A 16,926-nucleotide genomic window follows, 5' to 3' on the forward strand; every position below is an offset into this window, starting at 1 on the left:
CGTAAAAAGAATGGCGTGCGATTTACTAGTGAGAACATAGCATGAATCTTTATCACAGAACATTGTCAACATTGTGAAAAGAGAAGGATAGATATTGAACTCACTGCAAATACAAGGCTACGGTAATCTCTATGAATTTTTTAAAACCCTCCAAAAAATATACACATTTAGTGTGATATCAAATCTAACTCATAACGTATTAGTTGTCGTGTTGTAAAAGGCTGCATGGTTAACGTACGGATATTTATGATTTATTGAAAATATCGCCAACAGAATCACAACGTAGTGACATCGTTCAATGCGACTCAGACTGGCGGTCCTGCACGGAGTAGGTTTCATCGCTTACTGAGTGCTTCATCGTTTTGTTGACCTTCTTTCTATCGCCGCCTTTTTTCGCCAAATTTGTCGTCCGCCCAATTATTTAGTCGTTGATTTGAATACAGAGCGTGGCGATGCAAAGGTTAAAAAATGAAACGATATGGATATTGCTATGAATCAATTAACACCTTGGAATTACACGCTTAGAGATGGTGTTGTGATTAGAGGGCATAGAACTGAGCCAACGGGCAAACCTGTGATTCACTTTTTACATGGAACAGGGTTATCGGGCTTGACCTACTGGCCGATGTTGTCGGCTTTAACAGATGAATTCGATATTTTTATTCAGGACGTACAGGGCCACGGAGACAGCGATAGCGGAGATCGCTTCTGGGGATGGGACAACAACGCAGCGGTATGTCGGGAGGTGTGGCAATCTTTCAGTGATGACTATCGTGGCTGCACCAAAATCGGCATGGGCCATAGTTTCGGTGGCATTTTGACATTGCTTATGCAGGATCAGGACGCCGCTTTGTTTGACCGTCTCGTTTTGCTGGATCCTGTTATATTCCCACCCGTGGCAATGTTTGCTATTGGTCTTCTTTATCCAATTGGTTTTACTAACATTAACCCTCTGGTCAATAGTTCTTTGAATCGCCGAAATGGTTGGTCATCGTATGGTGAAGCACTAAATTATTTTTCGGGTCGGGGAATGTTTAAATACTGGGACCCATCGGCAGTGCGTGCCTACGTCGATTATGCTTTGGCGTATGACAATTGCGGTCAAGTCACTCTCAAGTGCGACCCAACACGAGAGTCAGAGGTGTTTGGGACTGCGCCCAAGCGCATTTGGCGACCCATCAATAAAATAGATGTAAAAACGACCATCTTATACGGTGAGCAAAGCTACTGGTTTGTCAAAAAATCTATGAAGCGTTTAACAAGTAAGGGTGAACCTTTCGATATTGTTAACCTAAAGGGTGGCCATTGTTTTATGCAAGAAGCGCCAGAGGATACGGCGATCATTATCAAAGACCGTATTCACAGTTCTTTTGAAGGGAATATCAGCACTGATATGAACATTAGCCAGCCAGAAGCAACTAGTCATTGCTAACCTAAACGCGTCCTGATGCGGTGACAGTGTCATAAAATATATCGAAAGTTAAGCAGTTAGGCTCATCGGCCTTCTATCTATTGTCTTTCGGCTCATGCTAGAATTTGCTAACGAATTTTATTATTGAAGTACATTATGATCTGGAACGTCGACCCAATTTTACTTTCACTAGGACCGTTACAAATTCATTGGTATGGCGTGTTGTTTGCTACAGCCATACTATCTGGTTTTCAGGTAATGAAGTGGATTTACAAGCAGGAGAACAGAGACGTTGAATCTCTCGACTCATTACTGATCTACGCTGTTGTCGGTATTATTGTTGGCGCTCGTCTTGGTCACTGCTTCTTCTACGATCCGGCTTACTATCTTGCAAATCCAATGAAGATCATTGCCGTTTGGGAAGGAGGGCTTGCCAGTCATGGTGGTGGTTTAGGTGCCATTCTTGCTGTCTTTTTCTATTGCAAAAAAGACGACGTTAACTTCATTTGGCTATTGGATAGGCTGGCTATCGCGACGTCGATTTTCGGTTTCTTTGTCAGAATGGCAAACTTTATTAACTCAGAAATTATCGGTAAGCCGACAGGTGTGCCTTGGGCGATTGTTTTTGAAAAATATGACTTTTTACCTCGACATCCGGTTCAGGTTTATGAGGCCATTGCTTACCTTTCTATTTTTGTGTTCTTGCTTGTGATGTATAGAACCACAAAGATTAAAGAAATGGCTGGCGCCTTGTTTGGCGCGTTCTTGTGTCTGGTCTTTACTGCTCGTTTCAGTTTGGAGTTTGTTAAAATAAAGCAAGCCGCATATAGCTCTGATTTGGCATTGAATACAGGGCAGCTACTGAGTATCCCATTCTTTATCGCTGGGGTTGTATTGCTGGTTAGCGCAGTCGTGCGATACAAACGAACGCAGACTGTTTAATTAGACCCTACTTAATCGCGCTGAAAAAAGCCCTCTAGCAGCGTTATGCTCTGGAGGGTTTTTGTTTATGACCACGCTAAACAGCGCAGAGGAACTTACCGCTTCAGCGTGAAATTTCGACTCGACAAAGTAGTCACATAAAGACATGAATATCTTGCCTTGTCGGTTTACATCATTGATTAAAATTTACCCTGTAAATTAGTGACGGCGTCACAAAAGTTAAAATCCCACCACCTTATTGATTTTGTCATCTCCCGCCAGAAATGCTCCGGTTTGCTCAAGACCGAACGCGAGCTCTAACAGGGTTTTATCATTACCGGGTGCACTGGCAAATTGCACACCAACGGGCAGACCAGTTTGGCTCATCCCTACAGGTAGAGAAACTGCTGGTCCCCCAGACACATTCTGAATACCGGTGAACGGCACGAACCGACGCAGTCGTTCCAGAGTGTTTTCCAGATTGATGTCTTTACTGACTAAATATGAGAGCTTGGGCGGTGGATGACCCAATACAGGAGAAAGGATCACGTCCACATTATCAAAAAAGTGCTGATACGTGGCTTGAAATTGTTTTAGGCGACGAATTGCCCCAGGAGTTTTATAGCACTGGGTGAGGTAATAACGACTCATGGCCTTAGTAAATGGTTCAAGCTTCGATTTGTCGACAGCCTGTCCAACTACTTGTTTACTGGCATAATGGATACCAAAGGCAAGCATCGACCAATAAATGAGAAAATCATCACCTAGATTATGATCAAAAGGAAATGGGATTTCCTCAACATCATGCCCCAAACTCTCACAGAGGCTGGCAGCCTTTCTCACTGCATGACCGCAATCAGAGTCTGTGAGAACATGTTCCGGTCCATTGATGAAAAAGGCAATTTTCAACGGCTTTTTACCTTCTCCCTGAACATGACCAATGGGGGGTAAATCTGGATTGGCATGATGTAGCTCTGCGCCATAAAGAAACGTTGCCGTGTCTCTTACCGTTCTTGTCAGCACGCCCTGATTGACCAGATTGATTGGTAATAAATCTGTTCCTTCCATCGGCCTTAGCCTTCCCCTGGTCGGCTTCAAGCCCACCAAGCCGCAACATGCCGCCGGAATACGAATTGATCCACCGCCGTCATTACCATGAGCGATCGGCACAACGCCGGCAGCGACGAGCGCAGCACTTCCCCCGGATGAGCCGCCTGAACTGAACGCTGTGTTCCAGGGATTTTTAGTTTCTCCGAGGAAGGTAGATTCTGTAGTTGCCGTCAGACCAAACTCGGGTAGGGTCGACTTCCCAATGGTCGCAAGACCCAATGATTCAAATTGACGGAAAAAATCACTGCTATGTTCAGCAGGCGTGTTCTTTAATGCTGCAGAACCGTGAAGCGTAGGAAAACCCTTCACTGCTTCGTTGTCTTTGATGAATGAAGGAACGCCATACATCAGCCCAGAAGATGGCATTCTCTCAACGGCGTCTGAGTACATCTCTTCCGTAATGGCATTAAGATGAGGATTAACTTTTTTTGCTCTTTCAATCGCCGCACTGATTGTTTCCTGCGGTGAAATTTCTTTTTTGTCAATTAGTTGGGCGAGTGCCACCGCGTCGTGAGAGGCTAACACATCATCACAATACGCATTGACCAAAGGAATACTTTTTGTGTTCAATGTTTTTACTCCTTGCATCACTCCATGAATAAGAGGGTGGTCTGACCACCTTTTTAAGAATAATAACTATCGAAGGGTATTTCGTATCCTTTTTGATAATTACAAAACATATATAAAAGTAAATTCAAATGTGACTAGATGCATAATTATCTTTTTCTTTTGGTACTGAAGTGGTGGCTTTGACCATATAAATTGATAAAAAAAAATGAATACATCGATGCGTGTTGTATGTCTGGTATCAACATGAAGTTTTATGCAGCGAGGTAGATACAGATGCTTGATGGCAAACAAGGTTGTTTGCTATCAATACACCAATATCAGCTGTGTGTGGGGCTTTTACGCGTCAGTTAATTTTGAACTTACCGATTTGTTTAGTAAGCGTGACTGACTGGATATTAAGTTCCTCAGAGCATTCGTTTGAACGATGAGCTTTGTCTGCTACTGCAACAGATGATGACGCTATGTTGCTGATACTCTTGTTAATCCCCTCTGTCACCTGAGACTGTTCATTGGCAGAGGTAGCGATTTGGCTGTTCATATCATTTATTTTGCTGATCATTTCATTGATGTTGTCGAGCATTTCATTATTTGTCTGACAGTGCTCAACACTTCGTATAACGTACTGGTTAGCATTGTTTATCTCGACAACGGATTTCTCTGTTTCGCGTTGTAGTGATTCCACTTTCGACCGGATCTCCTCGGTAGATTCCTGTGTCCGTATTGCCAGTGAGCGGACTTCATCCGCTACCACACTGAATCCCCGGCCTTGTTCGCCGGCTCTTGCTGCTTCAATAGCCGCATTTAGTGCAAGTAAATTTGTTTGTTCTGCAATACCTTGAATCACGTCCAGAACAGTGCCAATGGAGTTACTTTCCTCTGAAAGTTTACCCATAGCAGATGTCGCCATTGACATTTTGTTCGACAGTGCATCTATTTCCGTGACCAGCATTTCGCCAACAACTGAACTTTCTTTCACTGTATTTCTTACATCATCAGATGCTTGAGAGGCTTGATTGGCAAAATCAGCAACTTCAGAGACGCTGGCGTTTAACTGAGAAACCGAGGACGCAACTTGGCTTGATTCTTTTGCCTGTGAGTCAATATCTTTACCCATATTGTTGAGATTCAACTGTATGTCTTCAGTAGACGAGTTCAAGGCTTGCACTGTGGTATCAGCTTCTATGATGACTTTTCTGAAGTCAGCAAACATTTTGTTGAGTGCCCGGCTCAGCTCTGCCAGTTCATCTTTGCCTTTCGCTTCTAACTGTTCAGTCAAATCTTCGTTTACTGTGATCTCGGTAATTTTGTCGGTAAATCGGGTGATAGGTCTGCTGATACCATTTGCTATGTTCCACGCTATGACAATCGAAATTGCGCCGATAATTCCGATGGTTAAAAACTTGATGTTCTGCATAGCGACAACTAGCGTGTTGATATCCCCCAGTGCTTCAGTCGCACTCATTTCACTGACTAACACCCATCGCAGTCCGAGAATATCAATGGGTGCATAAGCAATGAAACTGTCTATTTTTAAGTGATTATCTTGATGTTCAAAACCTGAGTTACCTTTCAGTCCGTCTATAACAGCAGGAGTTACAACGGGTTGCTGGCCCGCCGTTGACTCAGTCGTTTCGACACGTTGAACAATATTTTCACTGACTCCGGCCTCACGAAGTTTGTTGAGGAAATTTGTTTTGTTTTCAACGAGACCTCTACTCTGGCTTCGGATGAGCTTATCAGGGCCAACAATGAAACTTTCACCCGTTTCGCCTAAACCGCTCTGTCTCCACTTGCCATTGTAAGTCATCATTTGATTAATGTTGTCGACTGGCATCTGAAAAACTAATACACCCAGAAGACTGTTTCCTGAGAATACAGGTGCGCCCAAAAATGATGCAGGGCTGTTGTATGAAGGGAAGTAAGGAGAAAAGTCGTCGAAGGCATACTCTCCTTTGTCCATTCCCACCGCATTTTTAAACGCAGTGGCAAGACCGCTCTCCGCGTAAGGGCCATTTATCAGATTAGTTGCATAATCCAGCTCTTTGTAGACGGAATAAACAACATTCCCCTTCGTATCAACAAGGAAAATGTCATAAAAACCGAACTGTTCGAGAAACAATCGATAATTAGAGTGATACTTCAAATGAACATAATCATATGAAGAGCGTGTGCTGGCAATGTCGAGTAGGTGTTTGTTACCCAGTTCGTTCTTATTGTCGGCTATGTACGCTTGTTGCAACAAAACGCCGTTGGTGCTGATCGCATCTAGTTTGTCTATGACTTCAACAGAGTTGACTGTGTTGAGTGATTTGAATTGCTCACCGAACTGATCAACATAGTACGATTCAAGTCTCGCATTGCTTGTCGCATTGGGCATAACCTCTTCTGAGACGATATCAAACGTCTCAGTAAATTCTGTCAATGCATCTGATGTCATAGTTGACGCAGATAAAGAAACAATTTGTTTAGCTATAAAGTTAAAGTAATTCTCTACTTTAGACTTTTGTATTTCCCTCACAGCTATCAATTGGTTTTTTACCTGAGTTTCTAGCGCTTCGGTTGACAGCTCAACAGCTTTTCCGCTGTAAACAGTCGCTGTAGCGAAAACGCCAGTAAGGCAGGTTAAAAGAATGGCTAATTTAATTTTTAGGGAAATCTTCATTTTACGAAGCCTCACAAAACTGTAATTTCTATTATAGGAAACAGATTCGTTTAGTGAGATAAAAGCATCAGTGATTACTGATATTTTAATTCTATATAAAATGATGTTCCGATTAATGTATAAGTTTATAGCTTTTATGTGACTGGCTTTATTGCACTCAGTTTAAGTAATTCAATGATTAACGAAACTTTCGTACTAAGGTGTAACTTTTAGCTGGTATATAGCGACAGAAAAAAAACGATTAAATTTAAAACCTGCCTCATCGAGCGTTCCAACATGGTCAAACCCAAATTTCTTATGGATGGCTATTGAGGCGTCGTTTGGTAACGTAATAACTGAAAATAATCGATGAATATTGGTTTCTTTTATTTTGTCCAGAAGTGTTTGCATTAACAAGGATCCCGTTCCTGGATGACGATTATTATGGTCAGTGTAAATAGTGATTTCAGAACTTACTGCATATGCGCGTTTTTCTCTAAACTCACTGTTATACGCAAAACCAATAATGTTTCCTTCTTTCTCGGCAACAACAAGCGAAAAAGAGGGGTTGGTCGATATCTTATAAAACCAACTCAGTCTTTTATCTAACGTCCAGAGATCGTAATCGAAAGTGATGCTCGTGTTTTCAACGTAAAAATTATATATCTCATTGATTTTATGAAGGTCACTTTCTGTAGCTTCCCGTATTACCGTACTTTTTGACATTTTTTCACCGTCTATGGTTAGTGCCGCAAATGACCAAGAATGAGGAGTTTATCCTTAAAGATCAATACCAAAACAAAGCATGACTAATGGCAAAGGGGAGTTGCAAGCAGGTTTGAGCATGTTACCAAGAACGGAATCTTGCCCTAATTCTATCTACGATTCATACCGTATTGACCTATTGTCGCGACTGACAACAAGGAAGTGAATAAATTGTTTGATTCGACGAAAAATCAGTGGAACTCTGATGTGATTACACCGAAAAACAACGCACAATTTCTAAATGTGTCCACTTCGCAGTCGGCTGTACCAGCCTGATATAAACCATATCATCAACTAGGGGAAAGTATGACGTACCGGGATATTTCGATACTGGTTTTACTCGCTGCATTATGGGGAGCATCCTTTATTTTTACCCGTTATTCAGTCTCTGACTTTGGGCCCTTCTCTCTGGTGTTCATTCGGGTGTCGGTGGCCGCTTTGGTGCTCCTTCCCTTTTTGTTTATCTCCAGACAGTTCAGTGCGTTGAAAGCACATTGGCGGCATATTTTTACCGTTGGAGTGATGAGTTCTGCCATTCCTTTTGTTTTTCTTTCTTATGCCATGTTGTCTGTCACAGGTGGTTTTGCGTCAATACTTAACGCCTCTACACCTATATGGGGGGCACTCATTGCAATGCTTTGGCTCAATGACTCTTTATCCAGGAGTCGTATTATGGGTTTGTTGATAGGTTTTCTTGGTGTGATCATACTTGTTTGGGACAAGCTTGAATTCAAGGACAGTGGATTCGGTTGGTCTGTCATTGCGATTATTATCGCCACATTTATGTACGGATTATCAGCCAGCTATACCAAGCGTTATCTTGTTGGCGTTCCATCTCTCGCGGTTGCCACGGGTAGCTTGTTCAGTGCCTCATTATCATTGATACCCATGGGGCTTTATTTCTGGCCTGACACCCCTGTATCCATGCCCTCATGGACCGCAGCGTTTTTACTCGGTGCCTTGTGTACAGGATTAGCTTTTCTCTTGTTTTTTAGACTGTTGGAAAGGACAAGTCCAGCCAATGCCACGACTGTTACATATATCATTCCAATTTTCGCAACGATATGGGGCGCGATCTTCTTGGGTGAGAGTGTGACGCCAAGAATGATGATAGGCGCCACCATCATTTTTTCAGGAACAGCGCTCGCCGTTGGTGCATTAGAATCTAGGCTGAAAAAGTGGCGAGCGCAAAGCATGTGATCCGTTCGCGGGAGTAAATTAATTACCGACTTCTTGTCGCTGGGCTGCTCAAAAGAGGGTCGGTGAGTTCCTGAACTTCAAGCAGCGGTGCAGCGTCGATGTTTTCGGCGTTCATCATCGACGATATGCGTTGAATTGACGACAGGAGAAGGCTTTGCTCCCATTGCTCAAGATTCTGAAATCTCGAGATAAAACTGTCCTGCAATAAACGAGGAGCCTGTGTCATTGCCTTCTGGCCTGATTCTGTTAGATGTGCGTGTACCTTTCGTTTGTCAATTTGGCTACGGACTCTATGAACAAAGCCTCGCTTCTCTAAACGGTCAAGGATGGTTGTCGCTGTCGCCTGACTCATATTGGTATGTATTGATAATTGTTTAATAGTGACTTCACCTAACTCTTTTATCGCTTTCATCAATACAAGCTGTGGGCCAGTAAGACCCGTATCTTTGTTTAGTTGACGAGAGTGTATGTCGATAGCACGAATAATTTGTCTCAGTGCCACCAGTACCTCTTCGTGTTTCTCCATCGATTGTCTCCAGAAAAAATGCTTGATGGTGAGTGAATTAAGCCTTTTTTTGAATGTTCCGTCATCTATTTTTTATTTTAAATAGGCTTAATTGTATAAATTGCGAACCATTTGAGCGCAAAATTAGAATTATCTTTTCGGTGGTGAATAAATTGGTTCGAAAATAGACATTAGGTCGCGAAATAATCAAACGAAAACCAAATTCAACTCTCATTCATTGAAAACGGTTCCGTATGAGTGTAATAATGAGAATCACTATTATTTGCGTCTCCACATTTAAGCAGACATTATACAAGGAAGAGTTATGAAAACGTACTCCCGAACGCTTGTTGCTGCATCCGTAGCGGCCTCACTTTTTACAGCTAACGCTTTTGCCGCCTCTGATAAACAAGTAGTTTCACATTATGCTGACCTTGCCCACGCTGTTTTTTCTGATGCACACACAACAGCTGAATCACTTGACTCAGCGATAAACAAGTTTGTTGCGTCACCGTCAGAAAAAACACTCGAAGCCGCTAAGACGGCTTGGCTTGCGTCACGAGTACCTTATCAGCAATCTGAAGTGTTCCGTTTCGGCAATGGCATCGTTGATGACTGGGAAGGTCAGCTCAACGCATGGCCACTGGACGAGGGCCTGATTGATTACGTTGCTAATGACTACCAGTATGAGCTGGGTAACGCGGGCGCAGTTGCTAACATCGTTGGTAACAAGTCAGTACAAGTGGGTACTGAAAAACTGGATGTTACCGAGATCACCCCAGAGCTTCTAGCTTCGTTGAACGAATTGGGTGGCTCAGAAGCAAATGTTGCAACCGGATATCACGCGATCGAGTTTCTGCTGTGGGGACAAGATCTGAACGGCACCAAGTCTGGCGCAGGTGAGCGTTCTTACACCGACTATGCAAAAGGTTCCGCGTGTACGAACGGTAACTGTGATCGCCGTGGCGAGTACCTGAAAGCCGCTTCTCAATTGCTGGTTAAAGATCTTTCTTGGATGGAAGGCCAGTGGTCGAAAGAAATTAAAGGCAACTACCGCAGCAAGCTGCTGGCTGAACCTGCGAAAGACGGTTTGAGAAAGATGCTATTTGGCATGGGTTCGCTCTCATTGGGCGAACTGGCTGGCGAGCGCATGAAGGTTGCACTTGAAGCGAACTCGACAGAAGATGAGCATGATTGCTTCTCTGATAACACGCACAACTCGCACTACTACAACGAGCAAGGTATCTACAACGTGCTGACTGGCAGCTACTCACGTGCAGACGGCTCTGTACTTACCGGTCCATCACTGCTTGATATCGTGAAAGAAAAAGACGCTGGCAGCGCGAAGACAATCATGCGTGACTTCGACAATGCCCGTTCAAAAGTGTTCGCTCTTGTTGAGTCTGCCGAGAAGAAAGACCAACATTTTGACCAGCTGATTGCATCTGGTAACAAAGCGGGACATCAACTGGTAAATACTGCGATCACGGCACTTGTTCAGCAAACCCGTAGCATTGAGCAAGTTGCATCGATTGTTGGTATCGACAACCTGAGCCCTGATACTGCTGATCACACATTCTAAGGATTGTTTTATCTGGCCCCGTTTCGGGGCCTTTTTTATTTACTGGATAATAAATGAGCAACACGAACACACCTATCAATCTGCCCGTTTTTCTGCTTTGCTCACTGTTGATCTCACATTCTGCTAATGCCAACGAGGCGTCAGTTAAGTCATACAACCCTGCAAAGTCAGGTGGCAATACAACAACAAAAACAACTGGTGCAAATGCGTTTTCTCAACCTGCTGCCAACTTACCCATGTTATCGCGCCTCGACTTCAGTGTTGGTAACAGTTTTTTTAGAAATCCGTGGATCATTGCGCCGTCAACAACTGACGCCAGAGATGGTCTGGGGCCATTGTTCAACACCAACGGTTGTCAGAACTGCCACATAAAGGATGGACGTGGCCACCCTCCAAGGGCGGGAGAAATCAACTCGGTGTCTATGCTAGTCAGACTCAGCGTTCCGGCTATGACTCCAGAAGAAAAAATGCAGCTACTTCGCCATGGGCACTTACCCGAGCCGAACTATGGCGGACAGATTCAGGATTTTTCGATTCCCGGTGCTGAGCCCGAAGCAAAAGTGAAAGTAACATACAGCAAAGTTATTGAAACCTTTGCTGATGGTACTCAGGTAGAGTTGCGTAAACCAGTCATTGAACTGAAAGATCTGGCTTATGGAAACCTTCATTCTGATACAAGGATATCGGCAAGAGTCGCGCCACCAATGATTGGATTGGGACTCCTTGAATCGATAGACGCCGAGACGTTGCTGGAAATTGCTGATGAGCAAAAGAAAGCAGGTAATGGCGTATCAGGAAGGCCAAATCAAGTCTGGGACGTTGAGAAACAGCAGACTGCCGTCGGTCGCTTTGGATGGAAGGCGAGCCAACCAACACTGATGCAGCAAAATGCCGCCGCCTTCAACGGCGATCTTGGTTTAACCAGTCGAATCTTCCCGAGTGAAAACTGTACATCGGCTCAGGAAAGTTGTCAGACTTTGCCTGACGGCGGAGAGCCAGAAGTCACTGATAAAGTAATGAAATTCGTCGAATTCTACAGCCAACATCTTGCCGTGCCAGCTCGACGTTACTTTGATCGTCCCGAAGTTCAGCGAGGGGAGGGACTGTTTGCTGATGCCGGATGTGGTAGTTGTCATCGTCCGACAATCGTTACAGGTGTGAGAAGTGATCGTCCTGCTTTGAGCAAACAGACTATTCATCCCTACACTGACTTGCTGCTTCATGACATGGGGGATGGACTGGCTGATGAACACGGAGAGTTTATTGCTGATGGTCGCGAATGGCGTACGCCGCCACTTTGGGGAATGGGGTATACGGAAGAGGTTAACAATCATTCATTCTATTTGCATGACGGTAGAGCCCGTGATGAGATGGAAGCGATTCTGTGGCACGGTGGTGAAGCGGAATTCAGTAAGAAAAAGGTTCTCAAAATGTCCAAACAACAGCGGGAAGACCTGGTGGCCTTTCTTAAATCTCTATAAGGGTAATATCCATGGTTAACCAAATTCAAAATATGCCTAAACTGGCAACATTACCAGCTATCCTATTTGCAGCCTCCCACCTTTCAGGTTGCCAGTTTGTTGAAGATAAGCAGCCTAACCAACCTCTTTGGCAGAATCAGAAAAGCGCGTCATCATTGTTTCAGAACAAAACAGAAGCTCTGGCTAAACAAGTTGAGGATTTTTGTCGAGCTCCGGAACAGGCTGGTGTTGACGCGCTGAGAACAGGCTGGCAGCAGTCTATGAGTGCATGGATGCCTCTGCAGGGTATCGATATGGGATCAGAACAACTATTATCTTTGAGCTGGCAGATTCAGTTCTACCCAGATAAAAAGAACACAACAGGCCGCAAATTACGCCAGCTGCTGAAGGAAGAAAAGATACTGACACAAGGTCAAATGGCTTCACAAAGTGTCGCGGTACAAGGGCTGGGAGCTTTGGAATGGCTACTGTTTGATAAAGCATCAAATATAACCGACAGCAAAAACTGTGCACTGGCGTCTCAGATATCAACCTATCTGTCATCAACGGCAAAGCAGTATCATGGAGCTTGGGCTGTTAATCCATTCTCTGGTGCTAATGATAAAGCACAGGTCAAAAACAGCCTTTCAGCACTCAGCCATCAATTGGACAGGGTAATGAAAAAGTTGTCGATGCCGCTTGGTAAACCGGGTTTATCCAAGCCTTTCCAAGCGGAAGCATGGCGCTCGGCTCAGTCCCTGAACTTTCTCAGGGACAGTGTCAGCAGCATGAAGGTGCTTTACGATGCTGACCTTCGGGAATTATTGGTGCAAAGAGGAGCCGATGATCTCGCGAATCGTATCGACGAGCATTGGGACACTGCGCTTGAGAGTATTCCTCAACAACCAGGGATGAAAAGTTTGTTGTCAAGCGTGGACGGGTATCGCTCATTGCTTACTGTTTTTAATAATCTTGAATATATCCAGTTGGCACTGAGCGATGAAGCAGCACCACTGTTGGGAGTGGTTGTTGGTTTCAACTCAACTGACGGAGACTAAAATGTCAGATATTCAACTAACCCGCCGCCAGCTGATGAAATCATCGCTGGCGGCGATGTCTCTAGCCCCGGGTATATCTCTATTGTCTGGCTGTGAAATGACAGAGGCCAGTGACACGCTTTTTCTAGGCAGTGCAAGAGAGCCATCGGGCCGTTACTGCATTTGTGCAGCTGATGAAAATGGTCACCAAGTTTATAGTATGCCGTTGCCAGCAAGAGGGCATGGTATTGCGGTTGATAAGAAAGGGGACCTAGGTTTCGTTTTTGCCCGCCGCCCCGGCGAATACATACAAGTTTTCAATTGGAGAACCGGAGATCCAAAAGAACTCTACACCGCAGATACGGATCGTTACTTTTATGGCCATGGCGCGGTAGCCAGTGACGGTTTACTTTATGCGACTGAAGGCGAGGCCAATACCAGTAAAGGCGTGATAGGCATTTATCAGCCAGACAATAATGGTGCGATAAAGAAAGTCGGTGAGTTCACTGACTTTGGTATTGGCCCTCATGAAGTTGTGCTGGTGGATGATTCAACGCTGGCTGTTGCTGTCGGTGGTGTGCACACTTATGGCAGGGAGCCCCTCAATACCGAAACGATGAAACCTGCGCTTATTCTGATGGATCGGCATTCTGGTGAGGTGAGAGAAAGTCATAGCCTTCCTGATCACCACCTGAGTATCCGCCATCTTGCTGCTGGCCCACATGGGGAAATTGTTACTGGTCAGCAATATCGTGGAGACAGCGTAAATTCAGTACCAATGGTTGCAATATATCGCCCCGGTCAAGGATATCAGCAGCTTGTTGCAGAACCCGAGCAATGGGATAGATTTAATCACTACATTGCTAGTATTGCCTGTACAGAAAAATATATATACGCGACGTCTCCGAGAGGAAACTGTTTCGGGATCTGGTCATTAGAATCGGGCAAGCTTATCGCATTAAAACCACTGCTTGATGCATCGGGTGCTGTGCAGATAAAAGAGACAGTTGCCTTGAGCTCAGGCAGCGGGAAAATTGTCTCTATATCACCTGGTAATGCTACAGAATATAAGGCCTCAGACGTATTGTGGGATAATCACTGGACAGTAATGAATCTGATATGAGAATTAAGTGACTGTTTTGTCAGTTACATAAAATTTAGATTCTTATAGCCCCCCTTCTTTGCCATAATTAATACATAGAAGGGGGGTGATACATGTCGCTTTTAAGTTTGAAATTCTGGACACTCGTCGCTTTTTTGAGCATAAGTTCAATCACTTTGGCTTCCCAACCATATGGCGAGAATATTGAGCCTCTCAACGAACGACCTTGGTTAGCTGATGTTGAGCAGGAAGTCGGTCATCTGGCACACAAAAAATTTCTCTCCACCCTCTACGAGCGATTCTCAGACCAGCCCTTATGGAGCAACCCGATGGCAAGAGATGAGCTTGAAACGCAAATCAATGTCATTTCACTATCTGGTATCAGCAAAGAATTCGAATGGCGTGCGACCGTTTTACAAGACGCCAGACTTGCCTCTGATTGGAAAATTTACGATGTCTTCGCCACTGACAGTTTACTCGCGCTGATGAGTTACAACAGTTTGATTGCTGAAAATGGTAAACGGTGGTTATTCGGCAGAGGGGTAGACATAGAAATGCCGCTGCCGGGCTTCCAGCAGATATCTCAGCTGGTTAACGATATTGACAGAAAAAACCTTTATCCCTTCATCGACGCTTTGCGGCCAGAACCCGAACAGTATTGGGCGATGGTCAAAGCTATTATCGGTTTTCAAGAGCTTGAACCGCTTCACTGGCCATTGTTCAATCAGAAAGGTTTGATCAAGCCCGGTGTCAGGCTAAAACAACCTGAGGCGTTAATCACCAGCTTGATGAGACACGGGGTGCTTGATATCCCAGTGGCGCGTTCATTAATTATTAATGGCGATGAAAAATACGGTCCAGAATTACGCGCTGCAGTAGAGCTTTTCCAGTCCCGTCATGGGCTAAAAGCAGACGGTGTCATAGGCGATCAGACCCGAAAGTGGCTCAATAAAACGGTGAATGAGAGAATTAAGATCCTTGCTCTTAACATGGAGAGGATGAGGTTGTGGCCGAGTGACCGTGACAGGGTAATTTACGTAAACATTCCCGGTTACGAAATGAACTTATGGATCGACAAAAAAGTAGCATTAAGTAGCAAGGTGGTAGTGGGAAGGCCTAGCAGAAAAACCCCACTTTTCAACGCTCATATGGATTCGGTCGTATTTAATCCGCACTGGAACGTACCTGTGAAGATCATGCGGAAAGATATCCTGCCGAAAGCAAGAAAAGACCTGGAGTACCTGAAGAAAAACCGTTATCGCATATTAGACGGTTGGTATAAATCGAAAGAAATCCCGATCGATCAGATAGATTGGGCCACTTACAAGCCCCATACTTTTCCTTATCGACTGCAACAAGCCCCGGGGAAAAAGAATGCTTTGGGTTTGGTTAAATTTAACATCCCGAATAACAACGCAATATATTTACATGATACGCCATCTAAAAGCCTGTTTAATGAAGGCATGCGAGCGTTCAGTTCCGGTTGTATACGGGTGGAACAATCCAATGAGCTAGCAGAACTGGTGCTAAATCACTCAGGTTTGGACAGTGCTAGCTACCAACGATATCAAAAGTCTTTCACAACTAAATTCATTTCACTCAAGCGCAAATTTGATGTGCATGCGATATATCAGACAGCATGGGTAAATGCTGCCGGCAATGTAGAATTTAGGGATGATGTATATAAGTACGATGTTGCCCCGGCATTTGAACATCATCAACTCGATTGGCCTCCCGCTCTCCTGACACAGAATAAGCTTTAAACCTCTCCTTTGGCGGTCTTAGGCAGACCGCCTCAATCACTTTTTGATCCCGAGTCAGATTTTTAAATTTGGCTAAAAACGCCCAAGATCCTGATTCCCTTTACAAAGTCATTTTTGAGTGCTTTTTAAGCAGTGAACACTGTTTGACCTGTTCATTTTTTGCCTATAAAGTGCGCCATCTCACAAAAGAGTAGTGTAGAAGATTCGACACTTTGTCTCGTTTTTTAAACATGAGTGAATATGACTGACTTCAACCCTTACCGTCGGAAATTTGTCATGTCAGGCGCTGCCCTGACAGCAGGTACCTTGTTGCTACCGTCAACTGGTTGGGCGCAGCATGTCACTAATTTTGGTACCCGAGAGTTGTCACTGGTAAATGCTCATACAAATGAAGCTGTAAGTGATTGTTACTTTGATGGTAATAACTACGTGCCATCGGTCTTAGATTCGTTTAATCATCTTTGTCGAGATTTTCGGCGCAATGAAGCAATAGCTCTTGACCCTAAACTCTACGATCAGTTGGTTGCGATTAAGGCGCTGGTGGGGTCTTCCAACCCCTGTATTATTCTGTCTGGTTATCGCTCGAAAAAAACGAATGATATGTTACGACGACGTGGGGGAGGGCAGGCTTTGCATAGCTACCATATCAAAGGGCAGGCGATTGACTTTATGATTGAGGGAGTACCTCTTAAAAAGTTAAGAAAGGCAGCCATGTCATTGAAAGCTGGTGGGGTTGGCTATTATTCCCGCAGCCACTTTATCCATATTGATACCGGCCCGGTAAGGCACTGGGGCTAACTCACCTACAGGATAATGAAGGTAAAGAGGTCGCAATGATGGCGTTCGTTAATAAAAGTAA

At 44.3% G+C, this 16,926-nt stretch carries 13 protein-coding genes; 9 read left to right on the top strand and 4 right to left on the bottom strand.

Going from position 1 to position 16,926, the window contains the following annotated elements:
- Window positions 1-490: 490 nt before the first annotated feature.
- Together A8L45_RS16860 and lgt are read left to right on the top strand one after the other, a co-directional pair.
- Complete coding sequence (locus A8L45_RS16860) at window positions 491-1,432, top strand: alpha/beta fold hydrolase (RefSeq protein WP_175402008.1); 942 nt, start codon at window positions 491-493, stop codon at window positions 1,430-1,432.
- A gap of 135 nt (window positions 1,433-1,567) precedes the next feature.
- On the top strand, window positions 1,568-2,353 hold the full coding sequence (gene lgt, locus A8L45_RS16865; protein ID WP_068904406.1) for a prolipoprotein diacylglyceryl transferase: 786 nt from the start codon (window positions 1,568-1,570) through the stop codon (window positions 2,351-2,353).
- A 219-nt stretch (window positions 2,354-2,572) separates the two neighbouring features.
- On the opposite strand, the gene A8L45_RS16870 is transcribed toward lgt, so the two are convergent.
- The 3 genes from A8L45_RS16870 to A8L45_RS16880 all read right to left on the bottom strand — a co-directional run bounded on the left by A8L45_RS16870 (window position 2,573) and on the right by A8L45_RS16880 (window position 7,379).
- Complete coding sequence (locus A8L45_RS16870) at window positions 2,573-4,012, bottom strand: amidase (protein ID WP_217492176.1); 1,440 nt, start codon at window positions 4,010-4,012, stop codon at window positions 2,573-2,575.
- 343 nt (window positions 4,013-4,355) lie between these two features.
- Window positions 4,356-6,674 (bottom strand): methyl-accepting chemotaxis protein, encoded by a 2,319-nt coding sequence (locus A8L45_RS16875; RefSeq protein WP_068904411.1) that lies wholly within the window; start codon window positions 6,672-6,674, stop codon window positions 4,356-4,358.
- Between the two features lie 195 nt (window positions 6,675-6,869).
- Window positions 6,870-7,379 (bottom strand): GNAT family N-acetyltransferase, encoded by a 510-nt coding sequence (locus tag A8L45_RS16880; RefSeq protein ID WP_068904413.1) that lies wholly within the window; start codon window positions 7,377-7,379, stop codon window positions 6,870-6,872.
- A 345-nt stretch (window positions 7,380-7,724) separates the two neighbouring features.
- On the opposite strand from A8L45_RS16880, the gene A8L45_RS16885 reads away from it, so the two are divergent.
- Window positions 7,725-8,618 (top strand): DMT family transporter, encoded by an 894-nt coding sequence (locus A8L45_RS16885; protein WP_068904415.1) that lies wholly within the window; start codon window positions 7,725-7,727, stop codon window positions 8,616-8,618.
- A gap of 22 nt (window positions 8,619-8,640) precedes the next feature.
- Here A8L45_RS16885 and A8L45_RS16890 read toward each other — a convergent pair whose 3' ends face one another.
- The gene (locus tag A8L45_RS16890; protein ID WP_068904417.1) at window positions 8,641-9,144 is read right to left on the bottom strand and encodes a MarR family winged helix-turn-helix transcriptional regulator; all 504 of its coding nucleotides are present in this window, start codon (window positions 9,142-9,144) and stop codon (window positions 8,641-8,643) included.
- A gap of 304 nt (window positions 9,145-9,448) precedes the next feature.
- Between A8L45_RS16890 and A8L45_RS16895 the strand changes: the two genes are divergently transcribed.
- The 6 genes from A8L45_RS16895 to mepK all read left to right on the top strand — a co-directional run bounded on the left by A8L45_RS16895 (window position 9,449) and on the right by mepK (window position 16,865).
- Window positions 9,449-10,705: an imelysin family protein gene (locus A8L45_RS16895; RefSeq protein WP_068904418.1), complete on the top strand. Its 1,257-nt coding sequence runs from the start codon at window positions 9,449-9,451 to the stop codon at window positions 10,703-10,705.
- A 53-nt stretch (window positions 10,706-10,758) separates the two neighbouring features.
- On the top strand, window positions 10,759-12,186 hold the full coding sequence (locus tag A8L45_RS16900) for a di-heme oxidoreductase family protein (protein WP_083228387.1): 1,428 nt from the start codon (window positions 10,759-10,761) through the stop codon (window positions 12,184-12,186).
- Between the two features lie 11 nt (window positions 12,187-12,197).
- On the top strand, window positions 12,198-13,223 hold the full coding sequence (locus tag A8L45_RS16905; RefSeq protein ID WP_083228388.1) for an imelysin family protein: 1,026 nt from the start codon (window positions 12,198-12,200) through the stop codon (window positions 13,221-13,223).
- A 1-nt stretch (window position 13,224) separates the two neighbouring features.
- Complete coding sequence (locus A8L45_RS16910) at window positions 13,225-14,325, top strand: DUF1513 domain-containing protein (RefSeq protein WP_068904420.1); 1,101 nt, start codon at window positions 13,225-13,227, stop codon at window positions 14,323-14,325.
- A gap of 92 nt (window positions 14,326-14,417) precedes the next feature.
- Entirely contained in the window at window positions 14,418-16,067 is a 1,650-nt protein-coding gene (locus A8L45_RS16915; RefSeq protein WP_068904422.1) for a L,D-transpeptidase family protein, read from the top strand.
- Window positions 16,068-16,307: 240 nt separating this feature from the next.
- Entirely contained in the window at window positions 16,308-16,865 is a 558-nt protein-coding gene (gene mepK / locus A8L45_RS16920) for a peptidoglycan L,D-endopeptidase MepK (protein ID WP_068904424.1), read from the top strand.
- The last annotated feature ends 61 nt before the right edge of the window (window positions 16,866-16,926 follow it).

Source organism: Veronia pacifica (assembly GCF_001707825.1).
GTDB classification, from domain to species: Bacteria; Pseudomonadota; Gammaproteobacteria; order Enterobacterales; family Vibrionaceae; genus Veronia; species Veronia pacifica.

Bases quoted from the DNA above. Each gene is read 5' to 3' on its own strand.
- mepK (WP_068904424.1), top strand. From the start codon at position 16,308: ATGACTGACTTCAACCCTTACCGTCGGAAATTTGTCATGTCAGGCGCT.
- A8L45_RS16905 (WP_083228388.1), top strand. From the start codon at position 12,198: ATGGTTAACCAAATTCAAAATATGCCTAAACTGGCAACATTACCAGCT.
- A8L45_RS16875 (WP_068904411.1), bottom strand. From the start codon at position 6,674: ATGAAGATTTCCCTAAAAATTAAATTAGCCATTCTTTTAACCTGCCTT.
- lgt (WP_068904406.1), top strand. From the start codon at position 1,568: ATGATCTGGAACGTCGACCCAATTTTACTTTCACTAGGACCGTTACAA.
- A8L45_RS16895 (WP_068904418.1), top strand. From the start codon at position 9,449: ATGAAAACGTACTCCCGAACGCTTGTTGCTGCATCCGTAGCGGCCTCA.
- A8L45_RS16900 (WP_083228387.1), top strand. From the start codon at position 10,759: ATGAGCAACACGAACACACCTATCAATCTGCCCGTTTTTCTGCTTTGC.
- A8L45_RS16860 (WP_175402008.1), top strand. From the start codon at position 491: ATGAATCAATTAACACCTTGGAATTACACGCTTAGAGATGGTGTTGTG.
- A8L45_RS16880 (WP_068904413.1), bottom strand. From the start codon at position 7,379: ATGTCAAAAAGTACGGTAATACGGGAAGCTACAGAAAGTGACCTTCAT.
- A8L45_RS16890 (WP_068904417.1), bottom strand. From the start codon at position 9,144: ATGGAGAAACACGAAGAGGTACTGGTGGCACTGAGACAAATTATTCGT.
- A8L45_RS16910 (WP_068904420.1), top strand. From the start codon at position 13,225: ATGTCAGATATTCAACTAACCCGCCGCCAGCTGATGAAATCATCGCTG.
- A8L45_RS16915 (WP_068904422.1), top strand. From the start codon at position 14,418: ATGTCGCTTTTAAGTTTGAAATTCTGGACACTCGTCGCTTTTTTGAGC.
- A8L45_RS16885 (WP_068904415.1), top strand. From the start codon at position 7,725: ATGACGTACCGGGATATTTCGATACTGGTTTTACTCGCTGCATTATGG.